Annotated in this window: 19 protein-coding genes, 1 tRNA gene and 1 pseudogene; 16 read left to right on the forward strand and 5 right to left on the reverse strand. The window is 65.4% G+C overall.

All coding sequences use genetic code 11. The features are described from left to right. Window positions 1-27 precede the first annotated feature (27 nt). From J7396_RS01625 to J7396_RS01640, 4 genes are read right to left on the reverse strand one after another with little or no spacing between them, the layout of a single operon-like run. Window positions 28-561: a Slp family lipoprotein gene (locus J7396_RS01625; RefSeq protein WP_007968994.1), complete on the reverse strand. Its 534-nt coding sequence runs from the start codon at window positions 559-561 to the stop codon at window positions 28-30. Beyond that, window positions 558-2,510, reverse strand: a complete 1,953-nt coding sequence (locus J7396_RS01630) for a DUF3488 and transglutaminase-like domain-containing protein (RefSeq protein WP_014089539.1) — start codon at window positions 2,508-2,510, stop codon at window positions 558-560. The genes J7396_RS01625 and J7396_RS01630 overlap by 4 nt, the downstream gene beginning before the upstream one ends. Further along, the gene (locus J7396_RS01635) at window positions 2,503-3,459 is read right to left on the reverse strand and encodes a DUF58 domain-containing protein (RefSeq protein ID WP_014089540.1); all 957 of its coding nucleotides are present in this window, start codon (window positions 3,457-3,459) and stop codon (window positions 2,503-2,505) included. The genes J7396_RS01630 and J7396_RS01635 overlap by 8 nt, the downstream gene beginning before the upstream one ends. A gap of 4 nt (window positions 3,460-3,463) precedes the next feature. Continuing rightward, window positions 3,464-4,417, reverse strand: coding sequence for a MoxR family ATPase (locus tag J7396_RS01640; protein ID WP_031421433.1), 954 nt, complete (start codon window positions 4,415-4,417; stop codon window positions 3,464-3,466). Window positions 4,418-4,454: 37 nt separating this feature from the next. Here J7396_RS01640 and J7396_RS01645 point away from each other — a divergent pair, with 37 nt between their 5' ends. Continuing rightward, entirely contained in the window at window positions 4,455-6,326 is a 1,872-nt protein-coding gene (locus tag J7396_RS01645) for a glycosyltransferase family 39 protein (RefSeq protein WP_209260854.1), read from the forward strand. Between the two features lie 124 nt (window positions 6,327-6,450). After that, a complete protein-coding gene (locus tag J7396_RS01650; RefSeq protein ID WP_209260855.1) occupies window positions 6,451-8,268 on the forward strand; it encodes a hypothetical protein in 1,818 nt (605 codons plus the stop codon). A gap of 104 nt (window positions 8,269-8,372) precedes the next feature. Here J7396_RS01650 and J7396_RS01655 read toward each other — a convergent pair whose 3' ends face one another. Further along, entirely contained in the window at window positions 8,373-8,948 is a 576-nt protein-coding gene (locus J7396_RS01655; protein WP_029818824.1) for a Maf family nucleotide pyrophosphatase, read from the reverse strand. A 111-nt stretch (window positions 8,949-9,059) separates the two neighbouring features. Here J7396_RS01655 and J7396_RS01660 point away from each other — a divergent pair, with 111 nt between their 5' ends. The 14 genes and pseudogenes from J7396_RS01660 (at window position 9,060) to J7396_RS01725 (ending at window position 20,330) form a co-directional block, all read left to right on the forward strand. After that, a complete protein-coding gene (locus J7396_RS01660; RefSeq protein WP_014089545.1) occupies window positions 9,060-9,569 on the forward strand; it encodes a YceD family protein in 510 nt (169 codons plus the stop codon). Window positions 9,570-9,666: 97 nt separating this feature from the next. After that, the gene (rpmF, locus tag J7396_RS01665) at window positions 9,667-9,861 is read left to right on the forward strand and encodes a 50S ribosomal protein L32 (protein WP_003483870.1); all 195 of its coding nucleotides are present in this window, start codon (window positions 9,667-9,669) and stop codon (window positions 9,859-9,861) included. A gap of 90 nt (window positions 9,862-9,951) precedes the next feature. Then, complete coding sequence (locus tag J7396_RS01670) at window positions 9,952-10,929, forward strand: beta-ketoacyl-ACP synthase III (RefSeq protein WP_031421440.1); 978 nt, start codon at window positions 9,952-9,954, stop codon at window positions 10,927-10,929. Between the two features lie 247 nt (window positions 10,930-11,176). Beyond that, window positions 11,177-11,617 carry an MEKHLA domain-containing protein gene (locus J7396_RS01675; protein ID WP_029818826.1) on the forward strand — a complete coding sequence of 147 codons (441 nt, stop codon included), beginning with the start codon at window positions 11,177-11,179 and terminating at the stop codon, window positions 11,615-11,617. A gap of 287 nt (window positions 11,618-11,904) precedes the next feature. Continuing rightward, entirely contained in the window at window positions 11,905-12,849 is a 945-nt protein-coding gene (gene fabD / locus J7396_RS01680; protein WP_209260856.1) for an ACP S-malonyltransferase, read from the forward strand. A gap of 82 nt (window positions 12,850-12,931) precedes the next feature. Continuing rightward, on the forward strand, window positions 12,932-13,675 hold the full coding sequence (fabG, locus tag J7396_RS01685; protein WP_008571604.1) for a 3-oxoacyl-ACP reductase FabG: 744 nt from the start codon (window positions 12,932-12,934) through the stop codon (window positions 13,673-13,675). A gap of 204 nt (window positions 13,676-13,879) precedes the next feature. Beyond that, complete coding sequence (acpP, locus tag J7396_RS01690; RefSeq protein ID WP_002814322.1) at window positions 13,880-14,119, forward strand: acyl carrier protein; 240 nt, start codon at window positions 13,880-13,882, stop codon at window positions 14,117-14,119. Window positions 14,120-14,260: 141 nt separating this feature from the next. Next, the gene (fabF, locus tag J7396_RS01695; RefSeq protein WP_011346636.1) at window positions 14,261-15,496 is read left to right on the forward strand and encodes a beta-ketoacyl-ACP synthase II; all 1,236 of its coding nucleotides are present in this window, start codon (window positions 14,261-14,263) and stop codon (window positions 15,494-15,496) included. 165 nt (window positions 15,497-15,661) lie between these two features. Continuing rightward, window positions 15,662-17,017, forward strand: a complete 1,356-nt coding sequence (locus J7396_RS01700; protein ID WP_209260857.1) for an aminodeoxychorismate synthase component I — start codon at window positions 15,662-15,664, stop codon at window positions 17,015-17,017. 60 nt (window positions 17,018-17,077) lie between these two features. Continuing rightward, the gene (mltG, locus tag J7396_RS01705) at window positions 17,078-18,151 is read left to right on the forward strand and encodes an endolytic transglycosylase MltG (RefSeq protein ID WP_039416293.1); all 1,074 of its coding nucleotides are present in this window, start codon (window positions 17,078-17,080) and stop codon (window positions 18,149-18,151) included. Continuing rightward, window positions 18,148-19,107 (forward strand): DNA polymerase III subunit delta', encoded by a 960-nt coding sequence (locus J7396_RS01710; RefSeq protein ID WP_209260858.1) that lies wholly within the window; start codon window positions 18,148-18,150, stop codon window positions 19,105-19,107. Before mltG ends, J7396_RS01710 begins: the two co-directional genes overlap by 4 nt. Beyond that, on the forward strand, window positions 19,104-19,457 hold the full coding sequence (locus J7396_RS01715; RefSeq protein ID WP_003483889.1) for a PilZ domain-containing protein: 354 nt from the start codon (window positions 19,104-19,106) through the stop codon (window positions 19,455-19,457). Before J7396_RS01710 ends, J7396_RS01715 begins: the two co-directional genes overlap by 4 nt. A 164-nt stretch (window positions 19,458-19,621) precedes the next feature. Beyond that, window positions 19,622-19,696: transfer RNA gene (locus tag J7396_RS01720), tRNA-Val, on the forward strand. Window positions 19,697-19,768: 72 nt separating this feature from the next. Then, window positions 19,769-20,330: pseudogene (locus J7396_RS01725) on the forward strand (hypothetical protein). The last annotated feature ends 101 nt before the right edge of the window (window positions 20,331-20,431 follow it).

Genomic DNA, 20,431 nt, shown 5'->3' on the forward strand with positions numbered 1-20,431 from the left:
TTGCGAGTAACCCAGCTCAGCGGCGCATTACCACCAGCCGCGGCCCCAGCCCCAACCGCCGCCCCAGCGCGGGCCCCACGGGTCGCCCCACGGGCCATACGGGTAAGCCGGCACGACTTCCACGTCGCGCACGACCGGCCACAGGTAGACCACGTCGGCATTGACCTTGGGCAGCTTGTAGTCGTATTCGCCGATCTTGGTGGTTTCGTAGCCTTCGATCTTGCCGATGAAGGTCACTTCGCGCCCCGGCTCGAACACCGCCGGATCGTAGAAGCCCGAGCGGCAGGCCAGGAAGCGGCCATCGCTGGCATCCACGGCATTACGGTCGGGGCGACCGCTGGCATTGAGCGGGCGCGAGATCAGCTCGAAGCAGGTCTGACCCTGGCCAGGCGTGGTCTTGATGATCTTGCCACCCCAGCGCACGGACGTGCCGACCTGGGCGCTGGCAGTTGAATCACTCGGACTGACCGCGGGGAACTGGCCCTGCAGCGGCTTGGGTGCGGTGGCGCAGGCTGCGAGCCCGAGCACAGCGATAAGAGGAACAAGAAAACGGGTACTCATGAGGAAGCTCCGGTTCGCGGGCGATGCTGCAGCAAGTCTTTCAAGAGAGTGGCGCTGTCCGAATCAGCGCCAGCGTATCGCGCGGCAGCGAAACGTTGGCTGAGTGCCAACAGTGCCGTATTCGGGTGTGAGCGGGCGACACGTTGCGCCCACACACCGGCCGGTTCGTGCGGTTCACGGGCAAGGCCGAGCTTGCGGTAGCGGCGGCTCAGCCGGTGCCAGGCGCGCAGCAACGGGTCGCGCTCACGTTCGCCACGTGCCAGCAGCCAGCCCATCCACGCCAGCGCGCTTACCGCGAACACGCCGAAGATGGCGGCCAGCTGCGAGGTGTCCAGGCGATCGATGCCCAAGGGTTGCAGCAGCCGTTGCTGACGGTCGGCATCGAAGGACAGCACTAGCTCGTTCCAGCCGCGCCGCAGCCAGTCGCTGACCTGGCCCAGGCTGGCCCATGTGCCGAGGTCGGCGAAGTCGTTGCCGCCGCCGGCTTGCAGGCGATCTTCGAGGGTGTCGTAGATGCGTTCCGGCGCCACTGCGGCGGTGGGGTCCACGCGAACCCAGCCACGCCCGGCCAGCCAGACTTCGGTCCAGGCGTGCGCGTCCATGCGGCGTACCACCCAATAATTGCCCAACCGGTTGTATGTGCCGCCGGCATACCCGGTCACCACGCGCGCCGGGATGCCGGCCGCGCGCATCAGCACCACGAACGAGGAGCTGAAGTGTTCGCAGAAACCGGCCTTTTGCTGAAACAGGAACTCGTCGACGCTGTTGCGGCCGAGCAGCGGCGTGTCCAGCGTGTAGGCGAATTCTCGGGTGATCCACTGCAGTGCGCGCTGCACCACCGCATCGTCGTTGTTGCCGGCCTCGCCACGCCATTGCCGTGCCAGCGTCAGCGTACGCGGATTGAAACCGGGCGGCAGGGCAAGTGCACGCTTGCGCAACTGGTCGGGCAGGTCGGTATCGAAGCGCGTTGGCGGTGCCGATTGCAGGTCCCAGCGCGTCAGTGCGCTCAACGGCCGTTGCGCCAACAGTTCGTAGTCCGGCGATAACTCGGCGTTGGGCACGCCCTGGGTAGGCAGATCCAGCGACACCAGCTGGCGGCGATCGGTGGGCTCGTAATCCAGGCGATAACGGTAGGTTTGCGGACCTGCGGTGACCGAAGCGGGCTGACCGCGGCCGGTCCAGCGCGCGCGCTGCCAGGTGCGGCCGTCGAAGTCCCACATCACCGGGCCGCGCCAGTAGCGCTGTTGCGGCGGCGGCGCCTTGCCGGCGAATTGCACGCGCAAGGCCGGGCTGTCGTCGGCCATCAGGTCGATCCATTCGCCCGGCGACATGTTGTCCGACAGGCCAGGCCGGGATAGCGCGCGCTCGGGCACGCCCCACAGCGGCGCACTCAGCCGCGGCAGCAACCAGAACGTGGCCAGCGCCAGCGGCACGCCGATGGCAACCAGCTTGCCCATACTGCGCAATTGCAGGCGCAGGGCCGGCGTGGCGGCGTGGTGTTCTTCGTCGGCCAGCCGCTGCATGCTCAGCAAGGCGCTGACCACCGCCAACAATGCCAGGCCCATCGTTGCCGGGCCCTGGTCGAGCAGAAAGGCGGCAAACGGTGCGAACAACGCAAAACCCAACAGGCTGCGGGCATCGCGCAAGGTGCGCAGTTCGGAGGCCTTGATCGCCAGCATCGATGCCAGCACCGCGCAGCCGGTATCGCGGCCAAAGCGCATGCCGATCTGCCAATACACCGCTGCCAGCATTGCGATCACCAACAACAGCCGCACCGGCGCCATCAAGGTGCCGCGCCAGCTCAGCACGCCGACCAGCACCGCCGCCACCGCGACAGTGGCCGCAAGCAGGCCGGGCAACTGCAACAGCAGCGGGGTCAAGGCCAGCCAACTGGTGGCCAGTACCCAGGCGCGGCTGGCCTGGCTGATCGGGGGCGAGGGCTCAGTCATGCGGAAGCAGGGCCAGGGCGCGTTGGCACAGGTGGTGGTGCGAAGGTCCTTGCGCGGGACCTAACGGTGGCTGGCCAGGCAACAGCAGGCGATACCGGCGCCCGTCGCGCTCGGCCAGGTTGACCCAGCGGGCAAGGCGCGCAATGCGGCGCTCGTACGGCAGCGCGCTGAGCGCCCGCCAGTCCAGTGTGACGTCGATTCCCAGCGGTTGTTCGTATTCGCGCACCAAGAGGGTGTCGCGCCGTGCCGAGTGTTTCCAGGAAATGGTGCGCGGAGCGTCGCCAGCGCGATACGGGCGCAGCTGGTGCAGCTCTTCGCCTTGCGCATGCAGACGCGTCTTGTTGGGCGAGCCCGTCCCCTCGGGCAGCGCCGGACCCTGTTCTTCGGGCCGGGGGTAGGCCAGCAACGGCGTTTCCGGCCATACCCACGACCAGGCGCGCACCAGGCCCAGCGGCTGGGTGCTGGACAGGCGGATGCGCTCGATATCCTGCCAGCCGCGGCGCTCGGTCGGCACCAGCAGGTCGATCTCGGCCATGTCGTGCTCGATCAACGCACAGAAGCCGCTGCTGTCCAGATGATCCAGCCGCAGCCCGCGTCGCGCGCGGGTATCGCGACGCGCCAGCGACACCCGCATGCGCAGCGGTTCGCCGGCGACCACCGGTTCTGCCGAGACCGCTTCGATACGCAGTGCCGATAGCTGCAGGTGCGCCATGATGCTGCTGGCGATCCCGGCCGTGGCCAGCAACAGCGCGAGCAGCAGCGCCGGATTGTTGTTGTAGTTCAGTGCGCCGAGCAGCATCGCCAGCAGTAACGCCGTGACGAACAGCCCGAAGCGGGTCGGCAACACATAGATGCGCCGCCGATCCAGCACGATCGGCAAGCCCTCCGCGCCCCGCGGCCGCGCCAGCAGGCTGAGTCGGCGGACGATGCCGCGCAGGTGCGCGCGCACCAGGTCAGTCCACCGGCACGCTGTGCAGCAGCGCCTTGGCCAGTGCCGGCCCGGACGACGATTCGGCTTCCGGCACCAGCCGGTGCCCAGCCACGGCCACAAACAGCGCCTGCACGTCTTCGGGCAGCACGTGCTCGCGCCCAAGCAGCAGTGCGTAGGCCTTGGCCGCGCGCAGCAAGGCGATCCCGGCGCGTGGCGACAGGCCCACGCGCACCCCGGCATGCTGGCGGCTACGCAGCAACAGGGCCTGCACATAGCCGATCAGCGCATCGCTGGCATGGATCTGGTTGACCACACCGCGCAGCGCGACCACGTCGGCGTCGCTCAGTTGCGGGGCGGCCTGGGCAATCAGTTCGCGCCGATCCGTACCCGACAGCAGCGCACGCTCGGCATCGGCGCTGGGGTAGCCCAGGCTCAGCCGCAGCAGAAAACGGTCCAGCTGCGAATCGGGCAGCGGAAAGGTGCCGGACAGATCGACCGGGTTCTGCGTGGCAATCACGAAAAACGGCTCCGGCAATGCATGCGTCACGCCATCCAGGGTCACCTGCTGCTCGGCCATTGCTTCCAGCAGCGCGCTCTGCGTACGCGGCGGGGCCCGGTTGATTTCGTCGGCCAGCAGCACGTTGGTGAACACCGGTCCGGGATGGAACTGGAACTGCCGCGAGGCGGCGTCGTAAACGGACACGCCCAGCACATCGGCCGGCAGCAGGTCGGAGGTGAACTGCACGCGCTGGAAGCCCAGCCCCAGGCTGGAGGCCATCGCGTGGGCGAGCGTGGTCTTGCCCAGGCCGGGCAGGTCCTCGATCAATAAATGTCCTCCGGACAGCAAGGCCACGAATGCCAGCCGCACTTCCTGCGCCTTGCCCAGCAGCAGCGAATTGACCTGGTCTTGCGCGCGCCGCAGCGATTGGCGCAGCGCATCGGTTAGCATTTCCGTGGAACGCAGCGGTGTCGACATCACAATTCCGTAGGTGAAAAGAAGAGTGCACAGGGCAATGCAGGGGGACCAACGCGCACATCGCACCTTCGTGATCCTGTGGACACTGGCGACAGCCGTCAAGCTGTTGATCGCCGCACGCTTGCCGCTCTTCGTTGACGAGGCCTTCTACTGGCAGGAAGGCCAGCATCTGGCGGCGGCGTATTCGGATCTGCCGGGCATGACCGCCTGGCTGGCGCGGCTGGGCGTGGAGCTGGGCGGACATCATCTGCTGGCGCTGCGGCTGCCGTTTCTGGCCATTTCCGCGCTGATTCCCTGGTTGATCGCGCATATCGCCACACGCTGGTTCGGCTCCACGATGGGGTGGCAAGCTGGCAGCCTGACCTTGCTGATGCCGCTGTCTGCAACGCTGGGCATTCTGGCCGTGCCGGATGTGCCGATGGCATTGGCGGCGGTGCTGTGCATGGATGCCGGGGCGCGCTTGTTGCGCGAGGTCGATGCCACCAGCGCGCTGGAGCTCGCCATCGGCCTGGTCATCGGCGCGCTCAGCCACTACCGCTTTGTCGGGGTGATCGGGGTGGGCTGCATCGCATTGCTGTGCATCCCGCAGGGGCGTGCGGTGTTGCGCGACCCACGCATCTGGATGGCACTGACCGTCGGCGCGGTGAGCTGGCTGCCGCTGCTGTTCTGGAATACCGACCACGACGATGCCGGGTTGCGTTTTCAATTGGTCGACCGGCACCCGTGGCGGTTCCAGATCGGCGGGCTGTGGTTTGTGCTGATCCAGACGGTGGCGGTGACGCCGCTACTGGCCTGGGCGATGGTCAAGGTCGGTCTGGCCGGCACCCGCAGCGGCGGCGGCTCGCGCGCGCAGTGGCGCTATTTCGGTTTGCTCGGCGGCATTTCGACCGTGGCGATCTTCGTGCTGGGCTTCTTCAGCGATGCCGAGCGGATCAGCTTCCACTGGCCATTGCCCGGCTACCTGGCGTTGCTGGTGGCGGTGCCGGTGATCCTGATGCGCTGGCCGCATCCGCTGCGCCGCGCGGCGTGGCTCATCGCACTGCTGGGCATGCTTGGCGCATACGGCTACTACCTGGCGGTGTCGGTGCCGTCGATCCGCGCGCATGCCGCTGGCGAAAAGTACTACCCGCGCAACTTCGCCGGCTGGAACGATCTGGCCCATGCGGTCAAATCCCGATTGGCGCAGATGCCGCCAGGCACGCGCGTGTTGGCAGAAAATTTCAAGGTTGGCGCCGAGCTCGGCTTCCAATTGCACGACGCCAAGATCGAGGTGCTGCATGCCGCGTTGAACGACAAGCACGGGCGCAGCGCGCAGCTGCAGCAGTGGGGCCTGCTCAGCGATGGCACGCGCACCGGACCACGGCTGCTGGTGCTCTCACCCAGCGATCAGCGCTATCGCGAGCTGTTGAAGCGCTACCACGCCATCTGCGACATGGTCGGCCCGCTGCCGCCGCCCACCGTGGTGTCCACCGATCACGGCTATCAGCGCTTTCTGCTGTTCGCACTGCCTGCGCAACGCCAGCCGGGCCCGTGCGTGGCCCCGGCGATGGCCTGGATCGATGCGCCGCTGCCGAAGGTCTCGGTGTCCGGCAAGTTTGAGGTGCGCGGCTGGGCCTTCAAGGATGGCGTCGGGCTGGCGAATGTCGAGCTGCTGCTCGACGGTCGCCCGGTCGCGCAGGCTAGGTACGGCACGCCGCTCGATGTGCGCCCATACTGGAAAATCTCCAACGATCCACAGCACCCCAACGTCGGCTTCACCGCCACGCTCGACACCCACGCCTTGCCGTCCGGCACGCATTGGTTGGGGCTACGCCTGCACGGCCGCGACGGCAGCGTGGAAGATTGGTGGGAGCAACCACTTATTACTGTCAGAAATGATGCCCAGTTGCACCGATCGAGCGCCCGTTAGAGCGGTCGGCAAGAGTCGCCACGCTGTTCAAGCAAACTTCTACGTTGTCCTGTTTCTCGGGCCGAAGACGTAGGCTGTGGGTGAGGAGTGTTGCAACTCGATCAGAGATACTGAGCGAAAACGTTTGGCCGCGCTGGCGGTCGCCAAGATGCACCCATCAGGCCTTGTGCTTGGCTCCTCCGTCGTGACAGGGCCGGCGCTGGCCGACAAGGCAATAAAGGAAAAGCAATTGCAGCGCAAATATAGGGATTTATCCAGCGACTCCGGCCACCGGCTGGGAGCAGGCCGGGCTTGGAACAGGTTCTCGCGCCAGTTGCTGTTTGGTGCAAAGTGGTTCTATCTCGCGGTCGGCGTGCTGGCAATGGTCGCGCTGTCGCCCAAGGTGCTCTATGCCGATCCATGGCGATTCGCAAACAACCTGCTGAGCCAGCCTTGGCCGCGCAATGTACTTGCGGTGGATAACGGACATCGTGAGGTCCTGCCCAATCTGCTGCGTCTTGCCGAGCTCAGATTGTTTGATGGAAATCAATGGCTGCAGATCTGGACGGGTGTTGCGCTGGCTTTGCTGACAGTGTGGATGCTGCTACGTCTGGTTCGGACTGAGCGTCTGGGTGCTATGGCGTACGCTGCCGCCGGGCTGGTTTGTACGCTAAGTGTTTTCTGGCTGGGAAACGAGCGGGCACTGGCGCATGCAAATGAGTCGGTGCATGTCTATCTGATTACCACGTTTCTGGTCGGCGGTTGTTGCTTGCTCGGTCGCGGTGGCGGTTGGTGGCGTGCCGTGCTTGCGGCACTGTGCGGGCTCGCAGCGACCTTCTGTTTTGGTGCGGGGATTGCCACGTTCGTTGCCTTGCTGGTGATGTTGTTGCTGCGGAGGGCGTCATGGCTCCAGTGGTGCATTGTGCTAACGGGCTTTTCTGTATCCCTGCTGCTGGTCGTGGGCTTTGGTGATGCGCACATGCAAAATGCGCGCGTCATCGCGCCACTTTCTCAGTTGGATATTGTGCTGGGTTGGCTGTCGGCGCCGTTTATCTATGCCTTGCTGCCACTGGTTGACGTGAGCGTTGCAGAAAAATTGCCGGTGGAATCATTGAGGGCAATGGCCGTTGCAATCTCACATGGGTACACATCGGTATTCGGCCCGGTCATGATCTCGGCCTGGCCGCACAGAGTGGTCGGGCTGTTGGGCGTAAGTGGGTTGATGGGCATTACCTACTCGCGCTGGCGTCAGCGGGCCGAATCGGCTGCAGAGCTGACGGCGATCTCGATGGCCTGGTTTGCGCTTGCCGTCGGAGCGGCAATCGCGTTGGCGCGAGCCGTGTATTTTCAGTCGTTTCCCGAGCAATTGCTCGCGGCGCGCTACTTGCCTTGGTCGGTCCTGTTCTGGAGCGGTCTATTGTTGTGGTCGTTCGTTCGGTATGGAAATTTGCACCCGCGCCGTGTCGCGTTGGCGGGCCTGGCGCTGGCCTGTTGCCTGGTGCCGAGCACGCTATGGATGGCGCTCCTTGCGCAGCGCATGCAGACTGCCGCCAACATGACGGCAACCGCAGCAGCGGCCGGCGTGATTGATGTCGATGCCATCCACGGAGAGACGGTTCTTGCGGAAGTTGCCGACGCGCTGCCGGTACTGAAGGCAGCAGATACGTCCATCTTCGCTTGGCCAGAAACGCGCTATCTGGAGGGCACGCAGGTCCCCACCGATCCAGTTGCCATCGACGATGTTGCTGCGACACCTGTCCGTAACCTCTTGAAAGATGCCTCGGCGGTTCGATTTGATTTCAAGGCAGAGACATCGGCATCGCGGCTGGTACTGGTATGCGATGAAGCTCCGCTAGGCATGGCAACGCGTGTGGGAGGGGCGCAGTGGGTTGGTTGGTCGGCACGCAGCGTTGCTCCCTCGTGTCTTCGTGCTTTCAAGGTAAGAAGGAGCGCCTGGTTTTAGGCTTGCCTTCGCGTCTGGTGGTTCAAGCGGTTGAATCGGTTCTGGCGCCCTGCTTGCCTGGCAGGTGAGGTCGTGCGCCCTTCTGAGTCATCGCTGTCGATCACTCAAGGCAGGTCGAATTCCGCCTCCCGTAGCAGCCGCGCCAGCGCGATCAACGGCAGGCCCACCAGGGCGGTGGGGTCCTGCGAGCGGATCGCGTCGAACAGGCTGATGCCGAGGCCTTCGCATTTGAAGCTGCCGGCGCAATCAAGGGCCGGTTCGGCGTCCAGGTAGCGTTCGATCTCGGCGGACGTCAGCGCGCGGAGCTGCACCTCGGTCAGGTCCAGCGCGTGCAGCTGGCGCTCCGGGCCGACCAGGCTGACGGCGGTATGGAAGCGCACGGTGTGGCCAGACATGGCAGTCAGCTGCATTCGGGCCCGCTCGCGCGTGCCGGGTTTGCCCAGCGGCTGGCCGTCCAGGTCGGCGACCTGATCCGAGCCGATCACCCAGGCGGCGGGGAAGCGGGCTGCCACCGCGGCGGCTTTTTCCACGGCCAGGCGGCTGGCCAGTGCGCTCGGGGATTCGCCCGGCTGCGCCTGCTCGTCGACCTCCGGCCGGACGGTGTCGAAGTCGAGCTGCAGGCGGGTAAGCAGCTCGCGCCGATAGACAGAGGTGGACGCAAGGATCAGGCGTGGCATCATGGCGCGCTACCGGGGTGGTCACGGGAGTCTGCCGTCCTGCGGCCCATGCGGCAATCGCATGAATGGGGTCATTTGACAGGGCTACCGCGGGTCTTTAACATTCTGCGGCTTATGTCCGCGAACGTGCCCGAAATGCTGGATGCTTGGCGGATGGTCGCAGCGCGCAGGCGCTTCGATGGCCGCATCCCGCTATCTGCGATGACCCGCCTGCAGGGAAGCCTTGTCGATACCGATGGCGAATGTGTCTATTCGCTTCAATTCGATCAAGACCATCTGCTCAAGGTCGCTTATGTCGAACTCAGTATCGATGTGGAGCTTCCGCTGGCCTGCCAGCGCAGCCTGCAACGCTTCCTGTATCCGGTGCAAATCAGACAGCGTCTTGGTTTGATCCGTGACGAGGCCGACGAAGCTGCATTGCCGGCCGAGTACGAAGCGTTGCTGGTACCGGAAGATGGCATGCTGCGGGCCGTCGACATGGTCGAGGACGAACTGGTGCTGTCGGTGCCGGTGGTGCCGGTGGCGCCGGGCAGCGAAGCGATCGACGCCGAATGGGTTCCGACCCAGGAAGAGCAGGACAAGGCCAGTCCGTTCGCGGCGCTGGCAGCGTTGAAGAAACAGTAACCGCCGCTGTTAAGGGCGGTAAGACAGGTCGACGCGGGCGTAGAGCGTGCTGTTCGACTCAACAGACAAGTTATCGAACTAAAGTTGGAGCAATCCCATGGCTGTGCAGAAATCCCGTGTCACCCCGTCCCGTCGCGGCCAGCGTCGTTCGCACGATGCCCTGACCGCCAAGCAACTGTCGACCGACCCGACCAGCGGCGAGATCCATCTGCGCCACCACATCACCGCCGACGGTTATTACCGTGGCAAGAAGGTGATCGCGACCAAGTCGTCGGCCGTCCAAGAAGATTGATCCGTGGCGCCCGCCGCGTTCGACGCGGCCGGGTGACTCTCGCTTCTTCAGGAGCCGCCGGTCACCGCGGCTCTTGCAACAGGGAACAGTATGAGCAAGCGGATCTATTCCAGAATCGCGGGCACGGGTAGTTATTTGCCCGAAAAGGTGTTGACCAACGACGACATGTCGAAGATCGTCGACACCAGCGATGAATGGATCTTCTCGCGCACTGGCATCCGTGAACGTCACATCGTTGCCGACGACCAGACCACCAGCGATCTGGCGTATTTCGCCTCGCTGAAGGCGATGGAAGCGGCCGGTGTGACCGCCGACGAGATCGATCTGATCGTCATCGGCACCACCACCCCGGACCTGATCTTTCCGTCGACCGCCTGCTTGTTGCAGGCCCGGCTGGGTAACGTCGGTTGCGGTGCGATGGACGTCAACGCTGCCTGCTCGGGCTTTGTCTACGCGCTCAGCGTGGCCGACAAGTTCGTGCGCAGTGGCGACGCCAAGACCGTGCTGGTGGTGGGCGCAGAAACCCTGACCCGCATCGTCGACTGGACCGATCGCACCACCTGCGTTCTGTTCGGCGATGGTGCCGGCGCGGTGATCCTCAAGGCCGACGAAGAAACCGGCATCCTCAGCACCCATTTGCACGCCGATGGCAGCAAGAAAGAACTGCTGTGGGACCCGGTTGGGGTCTCGGTGGGCTTCGGCGAAGGCAAGAATGGCGGCGGCGCGTTGCTGATGAAGGGCAACGACGTCTTCAAGTATGCGGTCAAGGCGCTGGACTCGGTGGTCGATGAGACCCTGGCGGCCAATGGCTACGACAAGCACGACCTGGATTGGCTGATTCCGCATCAGGCCAACCTGCGCATCATCGAAGCCACCGCCAAGCGGCTGGAGCTGCCGATGGAGCAGGTGGTCGTCACCGTGGATCGCCATGGCAATACGTCGTCTGCGTCGGTGCCGCTGGCGCTGGACGAGGCGGTGCGCTCCGGTCGCGTGCAGCGCGGCCAGTTGCTGTTGCTGGAAGCCTTCGGCGGCGGGTTTACCTGGGGCTCGGCGCTGCTGCGCTACTGACGTTTCTGCGTCCTGCGCTGAGCAGGTGCGCACGTCCACTCACGCGGATGCGTGCATGGCGGGACACTCGTCTTTCCTTGCGATGGTGGCAATCTTGCCGCCTGGGGCCTGTGTAGGTTTCCGGAGCGCTTGAATTCCGTGAAGGGTAGCGCCCGGTTTTAGGTCACGTGAGTGGCTTGATTCGCTGGATGCGACCCGTCTGCGGGCCGGGGCGTCGGACAGGCCGGCCGGCAAGTAAAGTCAGCGCATGCACCCCGCCCACGACCCCGTTTTCGTCGCCTTGCTCACTGGCAGTTACCAGCGGTTTGCAGGCCGCCCGCTGGTCGCAGATCGACAGATCGAGCCCGATTGGCTGTATCGCGATGCGCCGTTCGCCCTGCTTGCGCACGATACCGCGGCAGATCCGCGGTTTGTCTATGCGAACCAGGCTGCGCAGCGCGTTTTCGGCTACAGCTGGGGCGAGTTCGTCGGCATGCCATCGCGGCTATCGGCAGAATTGCCGGAACGCGCGGAACGTCAGCGTTTGCTCGATGCGGTCACCCGCGATGGCGTCGTCAGGAACTACGCGGGTGTGCGGATCGCGAAGGATGGTTCCCGCTTCCGGATCGCCGACGGTGTGGTCTGGCAACTCGTCGATGAGGACGGGATGCTGCGTGGACAAGCGGCAACATTCCCATTGCCAGGGTAGACGATGCGCAGGTGGCAGCACCGGGTGCGCCTGGCCCTTCACTCCTCGCCCGCCGGCCTTGCGGGCGCTGGCCGCGCCGCCTTTGCCGGCAACGCTTTCACCATCGAACCCGAATAGCGGCGCGTCAGCGCGACGGTTGCCGTTGCGCGCGCCCGGCCCGACCAGGCCCGGTGTGCGGTTTCGCGACGTCGCGACACGGTCGCGGAGCCTTCTGCATACGCGGCAGTACAGACGCCGGGGCGATTTCGCACGTATGATCCCGGCTCGATTTTTGTAGGCAGCAACGCGTGACCGAATCCACTCTCGCCTTCGTGTTTCCCGGCCAGGGCTCGCAGTCCTTAGGCATGCTGGCCGAACTGTCCGAACTGCACCCGCAGATTCGTGAAACGTTCGCCGAAGCCTCCGAGGGCGCCGGCGTCGACTTGTGGGCATTGTCCCAGGGCGGCCCCGAAGAAATGCTCAATCGCACCGAATACACCCAGCCCGCCCTGTTGGCTGCGGGCGTGGCGGTGTGGCGTCTGTGGACTGCCCAGCGCGGGCAGCGCCCGGTGCTGCTGGCGGGACACAGCCTGGGCGAATACACCGCGCTGGTCGCGGCTGGCGCCTTGTCGTTGCACGATGGTGCGCATCTGGTGCGGTTGCGCGGCCAGTTCATGCAGGCTGCGGCACCGGCGGGCGTTGGCGCGATGGCTGCGGTGCTGGGCGCCGAAGACGCCGTGGTGCAGGAGGTCTGTGACCAGGCGTCCGGTAGCGACGTGGTGGTGCCGGCCAACTTCAATTCGCCCGGTCAGATCGTGATCGGCGGCCACGCTGCGGCGGTGGATCGCGCGTTGGCGCTGCTGGCCGAGCGCGGCGTGCGCAAGGCGGTCAAGCTGGCAGTGAGCGTGCCCTCGCATACCTCGCTGATGCGCGATGCCGCCAATCAGCTTGGCGAGGCGATGGCCGGGCTGACCTGGCACGCCCCGCAGATTCCGGTGGTGCAGAACGTGGACGCGCGCGTGCATGAGGGCAACACGGCCATCCGCCAGGCCTTGGTGGAGCAGCTCTACCTGCCGGTGCAATGGACCGGCTGCGTGCAGGCGCTCGCCAGCCAGGGCATCACCCGCATTGCCGAATGCGGCCCGGGCAAGGTGTTGAGCGGGCTGATCAAGCGTATCGACAAGAGCCTGGACGCGCGGCCGCTGGCAACGCCTGCCGACTATGCCGGCGCGCTCGACGCGTGGGCGCACTGATCCAACGCCGCTGCCGGTCGTGCCGGCATCCCTCGACGTTCGCGGCCACGGTTGCGGCGTCCCCCATCGAGGAACAGCAATCATGAGCAAGCCCCTGCAGGGCGAAATCGCCCTCGTCACCGGCGCCAGTCGCGGCATCGGTGCGGCTATTGCCGACACCCTGGCCGCCCAGGGCGCCACGGTCATCGGCACCGCCACCTCGGCCTCCGGCGCCGCGGCGATCGGCGAGCGTCTGGCCGCCCACGGCGGACACGGCCGTGAGTTGAACGTCACCGACGCGACTGCAGTCGATGGCCTGATCGATGCCATCGGCAAGGAGTTCGGCGCCATCTCGATCCTGGTCAACAACGCCGGCATCACCCGCGACAATCTGTTGATGCGGATGAAGGACGACGACTGGCAGGCGATCATCGACACCAACCTGACCAGCGTGTTCCGCACCTCCAAGGCGGTCATGCGCGGCATGATGAAGGCGCGCAAGGGCCGCATCATCAATATCGCCTCGGTGGTGGGCGTGACCGGTAATCCTGGCCAGACCAACTATGCCGCCGCCAAGGCCGGCATCATCGCGTTCTCCAAATCGCTGGCCAAGGAAATCGGCTCGCGCGGGGTGACCGTGAATGTGGTGGCGCCCGGTTTCATCGATACCGACATGACCAAGGCGCTGCCGGACGAGGCCAGGACCGCCTTGCTGCAGCAGATTGCGCTGGGCCATCTTGGCGAGCCGGAAGACATCGCCAATGCGGTGGCGTTTCTGGCCGGCCCGACGGCCCGCTACATCACCGGTGAGACCCTGCACGTCAACGGTGGCATGTACATGCCGTAAGCGTGCGGCGCCGGGAGGCGCTAAGTGGCTGATCGGCCGGGAGTTGTGATGCAATGCAAGGCCCGGTCGCTTCCACTACACTATCCAACGCGGCCATCGCAGCGGCGATGGCGTTTTGTGAGTCCCTCACAGGAGCACCGCACATCCGTGTGCGGGGATCCTAAAACTCGAACCACCACTACTCCAGCTGGAGCGATATCCCCAATGAGCACCATCGAAGAACGCGTCAAGAAAATCGTCGTCGAACAACTCGGCGTCAAGGAAGAGGAAGTCACCACCAGCGCATCGTTCGTCGATGATCTGGGTGCCGACTCGCTGGACACCGTCGAGCTGGTGATGGCGCTGGAAGAAGAGTTCGAGTGCGAGATCCCGGACGAAGAGGCCGAGAAGATCACCTCGGTGCAGCAGGCGATCGACTACGTCAAGGCTCACGTCAAGAGCTGATGCGTTGTTCCTGATCGTGGCGGCGTGCATCAAGCCGCTGCCGCATCAGACATTCCATGGGGCCGCTGATGCGGCCCTGTGTTTTTCAAGTGTCACCCGCAAACCCCAAGCACCGTCCGTTCCGTGGTGAGGAGATCTGCAATGAGTCGTCGTGTTGTCGTTACCGGCATGGGCATGGTGTCGCCGCTGGGCAATGATCTGGCCACCAGCTGGGATGGAATCGTCCACGGCCGCTCGGGCATTGGCCCGATCACGCAGATCGATGCCTCGCAGTTCACCACCAAGATCGCCGGTGAAATCAAGAATTTCGACCCCACGCTTTTTGTGTCCGCCAAGGACGTCAAGAAGATGGATTCGTTCATCCACTACGGTGTCGGCGCCTCGTTCATGGCGCTGGACGATTCCGGCCTGGAAATCGACGAAAGCAATGCCGAACGCGTGGGCGCCATTCTCGGCTCCGGCATCGGCGGGCTGCTCGGCATCGAAGAGCAGACCATCAAATTCCATGAGGGCGGCGCGCGCAAGATTTCGCCGTTCTATGTGCCCAGCACCATCATCAACATGCTGCCCGGCCAGGTGAGCCTGATCAAAGGCCTGAAAGGCCCGACGTTCTCGGCAGTATCGGCCTGTGCCACGTCCAACCACTCGATCGGTACCGCGATGCGCATGATCCAGCACGGCGATGCCGATGTGATGCTGGCTGGCGGTGCCGAGCGCGGTTCGTCGCCCAGTTCGGTGGGCGGCTTTTGCGCCATGAAGGCGATGTCCACCCGCAACGACGACCCGACCGGCGCTTCGCGGCCGTGGGACAAGCAGCGCGATGGCTTCGTGCTGGGCGACGGTGCCGGCGTGCTGGTGCTGGAAGAGTACGAACACGCCAAGGCGCGTGGCGCACGCATCTATGCCGAGCTGGTGGGCTTTGGCGCCAGTTCCGATGCGTTCCACATGACCGCTCCCAGCGAAGACGGCGAGGGCGCGGCGCGCAGCATGGCGGCAGCGATGCGCGATGCCAAGCTCAACCCCGAGCAGATCGGCTACCTCAACGCGCACGGCACCTCCACGCCGCTGGGCGACCTGGCCGAAACGATGGCGATGAAGCGCGCCCTGGGCGATCACGCCTACAAGACCATGGTGAGCTCGACCAAGTCGATGACCGGGCATCTGCTCGGCGCGGCCGGCGGTGTGGAAGCGATTTTCTCGGTGATGGCGCTGCACACCGGCATCATCCCGCCGACCATCAACCTGGAAGAGCCAAGCGAGGGCTGCGACCTGGATTACGTGCCGAACGTGGCGCGCGAGGTACAGGTGGATGCGGTGATGTCCAACGGCTTCGGCTTTGGCGGCACCAACGGCACGCTGGTGTTCAAGCGCGTTTGACCCTGCATATCGGTCGCGTGGCCGTCATCGGCGCGCGACCTGCCTGGCTGCCGCATGCACTGCCGGCTTGCGGGTTGATGTTCACTCCTGCGATCACCCTTTGATTCACTCCTCGCGCGCTGCGTAAGGCAGCGGCGCGTCTGTATCCCACGCCATGCCGGACCGATGACGCTTACCCGATCACTGCACGCGGACATCGACCTGCTGGCGCTGCATCGGCTGTCACCGCAACGCTATCCGGCCCTGCTGGAATCCAGCGCTTCCGGCACCGAGCACGGTCGCTGGGATGTGCTGTTGCTGGCAGAGGGGCCATGCCTGCGGCTGGATCCGGACGGATGCACGCGCGATGGCGCTGGGCAAGTGCTGGAGGGCGGCTTTCTGGCGGCGCTGGATGCCGCCTGGCAGGCCGAGCGGGTGCCGCACGCGCCTGCAAGCCCCTGGCCGTTTCGCGGCGGTTGGGCGGTGCTGCTGGATTACGAACTGGCCGCGCAGATCGAACCGATTCTGCAACTGCCGACGCGCACCGATGGCTTGCCCACTGCGCTGGCCTTGCGCGCGCCGGCAGCGGTGCTGCGCGATCGCCTGCACGGGCACTGCGTGGCGCTGGCAGAGCCGGGCCGCGAGGAGTTGTTGCAGCAGATCGGCGAGGACATTGCTGCCTGCGCCGCACTGCCGCCGCTGCCTGACTGGGCCGGGCCGCTTGCCGTGGACGAAGATGCTCCCGAGCGTTTCACCGCGGCGGTGGAGCGCGTGCTCGATTACCTGCGCGCCGGCGATGTGTTCCAGGCCAATATCTCGCGCGCGTGGCACGCGGCATTCGCTGCGGTGGTCGATCCGGCCGCGTTGCATGCGCGCCTGCGTGCGGCCAATCCTGCGCCGTTCGCCGGCCTGTTCGTGGCGGCCGGGCGTGCAGTGGCCAGTTCCTCGCCCGAGCGGCTGGTGTCGGTACAGGGCGATGTGGTGCAGACGCGCCCGATCGCCGGCACCCGCGCGCGGTTTGCCGGCGACGACGATGCCGCACGTATCCGTGAGCTGGTCGGGCATCCGAAGGAGCGCGCCGAGCACGTGATGCTGATCGATCTGGAACGCAACGACCTGGGCCGCCTCTGCGCGCCGGGCACCGTGGAGGTGGACGAGTTGATGTGCGTGGAGAGCTATGCCCATGTGCATCACATCGTCAGCAACGTGCGTGGGCGCCTGCGTGCCGGAGTGACGCCCGGTGAGGTGATTGCCGCGGTGTTCCCCGGCGGCACCATTACCGGTTGCCCGAAGGTGCGCTGCATGCAGGTCATCGCCGAGCTCGAACAGACCGCGCGTGGGGCCTATACCGGCGCATTCGGCTGGCTCAATCGCGACGGCGACATGGATCTGAATATCCTGATCCGCACGGCCGAGGTGGCCGGTCACCAGGTGCGGTTCCGCACCGGGGCCGGGATCGTGGTGGATTCGGATCCGCAGCGCGAGCTGGACGAAACCCGCGCCAAGGCACGGGGCGTATTGCGCGCGATCGAGCAGACATGAGCGCTTCAACGGGACATCACCGGCGCGCGGTATCCTGCGCGGCGCAGGGGCAATGACGAGGTGGGTGTGGCGGTGACTGGCAAACGCGGATGTCTGGCCGTGCTGGGCACGGCATTGCTGCTTGCAGCGCTGCTGGCGATTGCCGCCGTGGTGGCGTGGCGGCATTACCTGCACTTCGCCGATACCCCCGTGCCTGCGAGCGCGCCCAGCGTGGTGATTGCGCCCGGCGATTCGCTCAAGGCCACATTGCGCAAACTGCGCGCTGCCGGCCTGGTGCAGGGCGCCGAGCTGGAGTGGCAGCTGCTGGCGCGCCAGGTCGATGCGGCCGGCAAGCTCAAGGTGGGCGAATACGCGCTATCGCCAGCGCTGTCGCCGCGGGAACTGCTGACGCGCATGCGCCAGGGACGGGTGATCCAGTACCGCTTCACGATCGTGGAAGGCTGGAACTTCCGTCAGCTGCGCGCCGCACTGGCGACCGCCACGCCGCTGCAACATTCCATCAATGCGCTGGACGATGCGGCACTGATGGCCCGCCTGGGATTTGCCAAGCAGCATCCGGAAGGGCGCTTCCTGCCGGAAACCTATGTCTACCAGCGTGGCGACAGCGACATCGATGTACTCAAGCGCGCGCATGCGGCCATGGACAAGGCATTGGCACAGGCCTGGGAGCAGCGCGCCCCGAACCTGCCGCTTGCCTCGCCGGAGCAGGCATTGACCCTGGCCTCGATCATCGAAAAGGAAACGGCGCTGGCCTCCGAGCGCCCGCTCATTGCCGGGGTGTTCCTGCGCCGCTTGCAGCTGGGTATGAAGCTGCAGACCGACCCCACCGTGATCTACGGCATCGGCAGCAGCTACGACGGCAATATCCGTCGCCGCGACCTGACCACCGATACGCCGTACAACACCTATACCCGCACCGGCCTGACGCCGACGCCGATCGCCATGCCGGGGCGCGAGGCGCTGCTGGCGGCGGTGCGGCCGGCGCCCGGCGAGGCGCTGTATTTCGTGGCGGTGGGCGATGGCACCGGCGCGCACGCGTTTTCGGCCACGTTGGCCGAACATAACGCAGCGGTGGCGCGCTATCTGCAGCGCCGCCGCCTGCCGAGTACGCCGCAGACGGAGACCACGCCATGACCGCCGCATTTTCGCCCTGGCAGCAGCGCGCCTTCGACCAGACCGTGGCTGCGCTGGATGCGGGGCGGCTTGGACATGGGCTGCTGATCTGCGGCCCGGAAGGATTGGGCAAGCGTGCCGTCGCCCTGGCCCTGGCCGAGCACGTCCTGGCCGCCTCGCCCGACCCGACGCTGGCGCAGCGCACGCGCCAGCTGATTGCCGCCGGTACCCATCCGGACCTGCAACTGGTCTCGTTCATTCCCAATCGCACCGGCGACAAACTGCGTACCGAGATCATCATCGAGCAGGTGCGCGAGATTTCGCAGAAGCTCGCGCTGACCCCGCAGTACGGCATCGCCCAGGTGGTGATCGTCGACCCGGCCGATGCGATCAATCGCTCGGCCTGCAATGCCTTGCTCAAGACCCTGGAAGAACCGTCGCCGGGTCGCTACCTGTGGTTGATCAGCGCGCAACCGGCGCGTCTGCCGGCGACCATCCGCAGCCGTTGCCAGCGCCTGGAATTCAAGCTGCCGCCTGCGCACGAGGCACTGGCCTGGCTGCTGTCGCAAGGCATGAGCGAGCGCGCCGCGCAGGAAGCGCTGGACGCCGCGCGCGGCCACCCCGGCCTGGCCGCGCAGTGGTTGCGCGAAGACGGCCTGGCCGTGCGGCGTGCGGTCGCGCAGGATCTGGAACAGATCGCCAGTGGACGCGCCGGCGCAGTCGATGTCGCGCAGCGCTGGACCAACGATGGCCAGGCCGACCAGCGCCTGCGCCATGCCGCCGATCTGGCATTGGCACAGGCATCGGCCGGCTTGACCGATCCATCGCGGTTGCACAAGCTGGCGACCTGGTTCGACGCTGCCAACCGCACCCGCGATCTGCTGCGCACCACCGTCCGCGCCGACCTGGCAGTGACGGAATTATTGCTGTCCTGGCGCGAGGGAGAGCGCCAGCCACGTTCTAGGGGAACTCGATGAGTGCAATGAATGCACGCCAAGGCATTTTGTCGCTGGCGTTGAAAGACAAGCCAGCGCTTTACAGCGCCTACATGCCGTTCGTGAAAGGCGGCGGCATCTTCGTGCCCACGCCCAAGCGCTACATGCTGGGCGACGAAGTCTTCCTGCTGCTGACCCTGCCGGACTCCAGCGAGCGCTTGCCGGTCGCCGGCAAGGTCATCTGGACGACGCCTGCCGGCGCGCAGGGCAACCGCGCCGCCGGCATCGGCGTGCAGTTCCCCGACGGCCCGGAAGGCGAGGCGGTACGCAACAAGATCGAGACGCTGCTGGCCGGATTGACCACCTCGGACAAGCCGACGCATACGATGTAAGCGCCAGGGGCACGGCAAGACGCCAGTGAGGCTCGCGGTGAAGCTGCTAGGTCATCGCGGCAGACCTGTGCGATGAAGGTGCGATCTGGCTGGCGTGAAAGAGGGCAGGTAAACAGTTGTTGACGACCGCCGCCGCTGCCCTATAATGTGCGGCTCGCGTCACCGGGCGGTTAGCTCAGCGGTAGAGCATTGCCTTCACACGGCAAGGGTCACAGGTTCGAACCCTGTACCGCCCACCATGAATTCAGAGTCAAACGAAAACCGGCGAAAGCCGGTTTTTTCGTAGTTGCAGGGCACCAACCACAGGCTTGGTGACTACGCGGCAGTCACCTTTCGATGCAGCGATACAGCCAGTCACCGCCGCCAACTCGGCGGTATGGCATGCGATCGCTGGCTTCCGCTACATGCGGGAGGCGGGGGATGCAGGGGTCCCCTTTGAGCTCATTCTCGACGGCGACGACATTGCCACCGAGCCATTCCCAGTCCTGGCGTGAACTGGACCTTTAAGGTCTACCCGGAGCAGTGGCGCGAGCGTGCGCAGGAAGTGGTTCGATATACCGCGCGTCAAGCAATCGTCGACATCTCTGATGCCATGTGAAGGTATGCGCATCAGGCCCCAAGCGGAGCTATCAAAGTGAGCCCGCCGTTGTCTTGCTGCGCGCCTTGCGCAACGCATATGCCCATCGTAGGGACGACTGGAATTTCGGGAATGCAAAGTTGCCGCTTCGGTGGCGGTAGCTGGATCTTGTTGCTGGAATGCAGGGTCTGACAGTCAGCGAGATGATTTTTCTCAATGAACAACGGTTACTCATCAACGACGCGATCCATCTGCTCGATCCCGACAACGCTTTGACGACACAGATTCATCGTTGAACTGGGCGCTGCACAGTTTGCTTGGCCTATCGACTGCCAGAGCAACTGGCTCCGGTGCTGGTATCACCATGCTTAATTGAGAACGGCGTTCGGCACTATTG

The organism is Xanthomonas sp. A1809, from assembly GCF_017746015.1.
GTDB lineage: Bacteria > Pseudomonadota > Gammaproteobacteria > Xanthomonadales > Xanthomonadaceae > Xanthomonas > Xanthomonas euvesicatoria.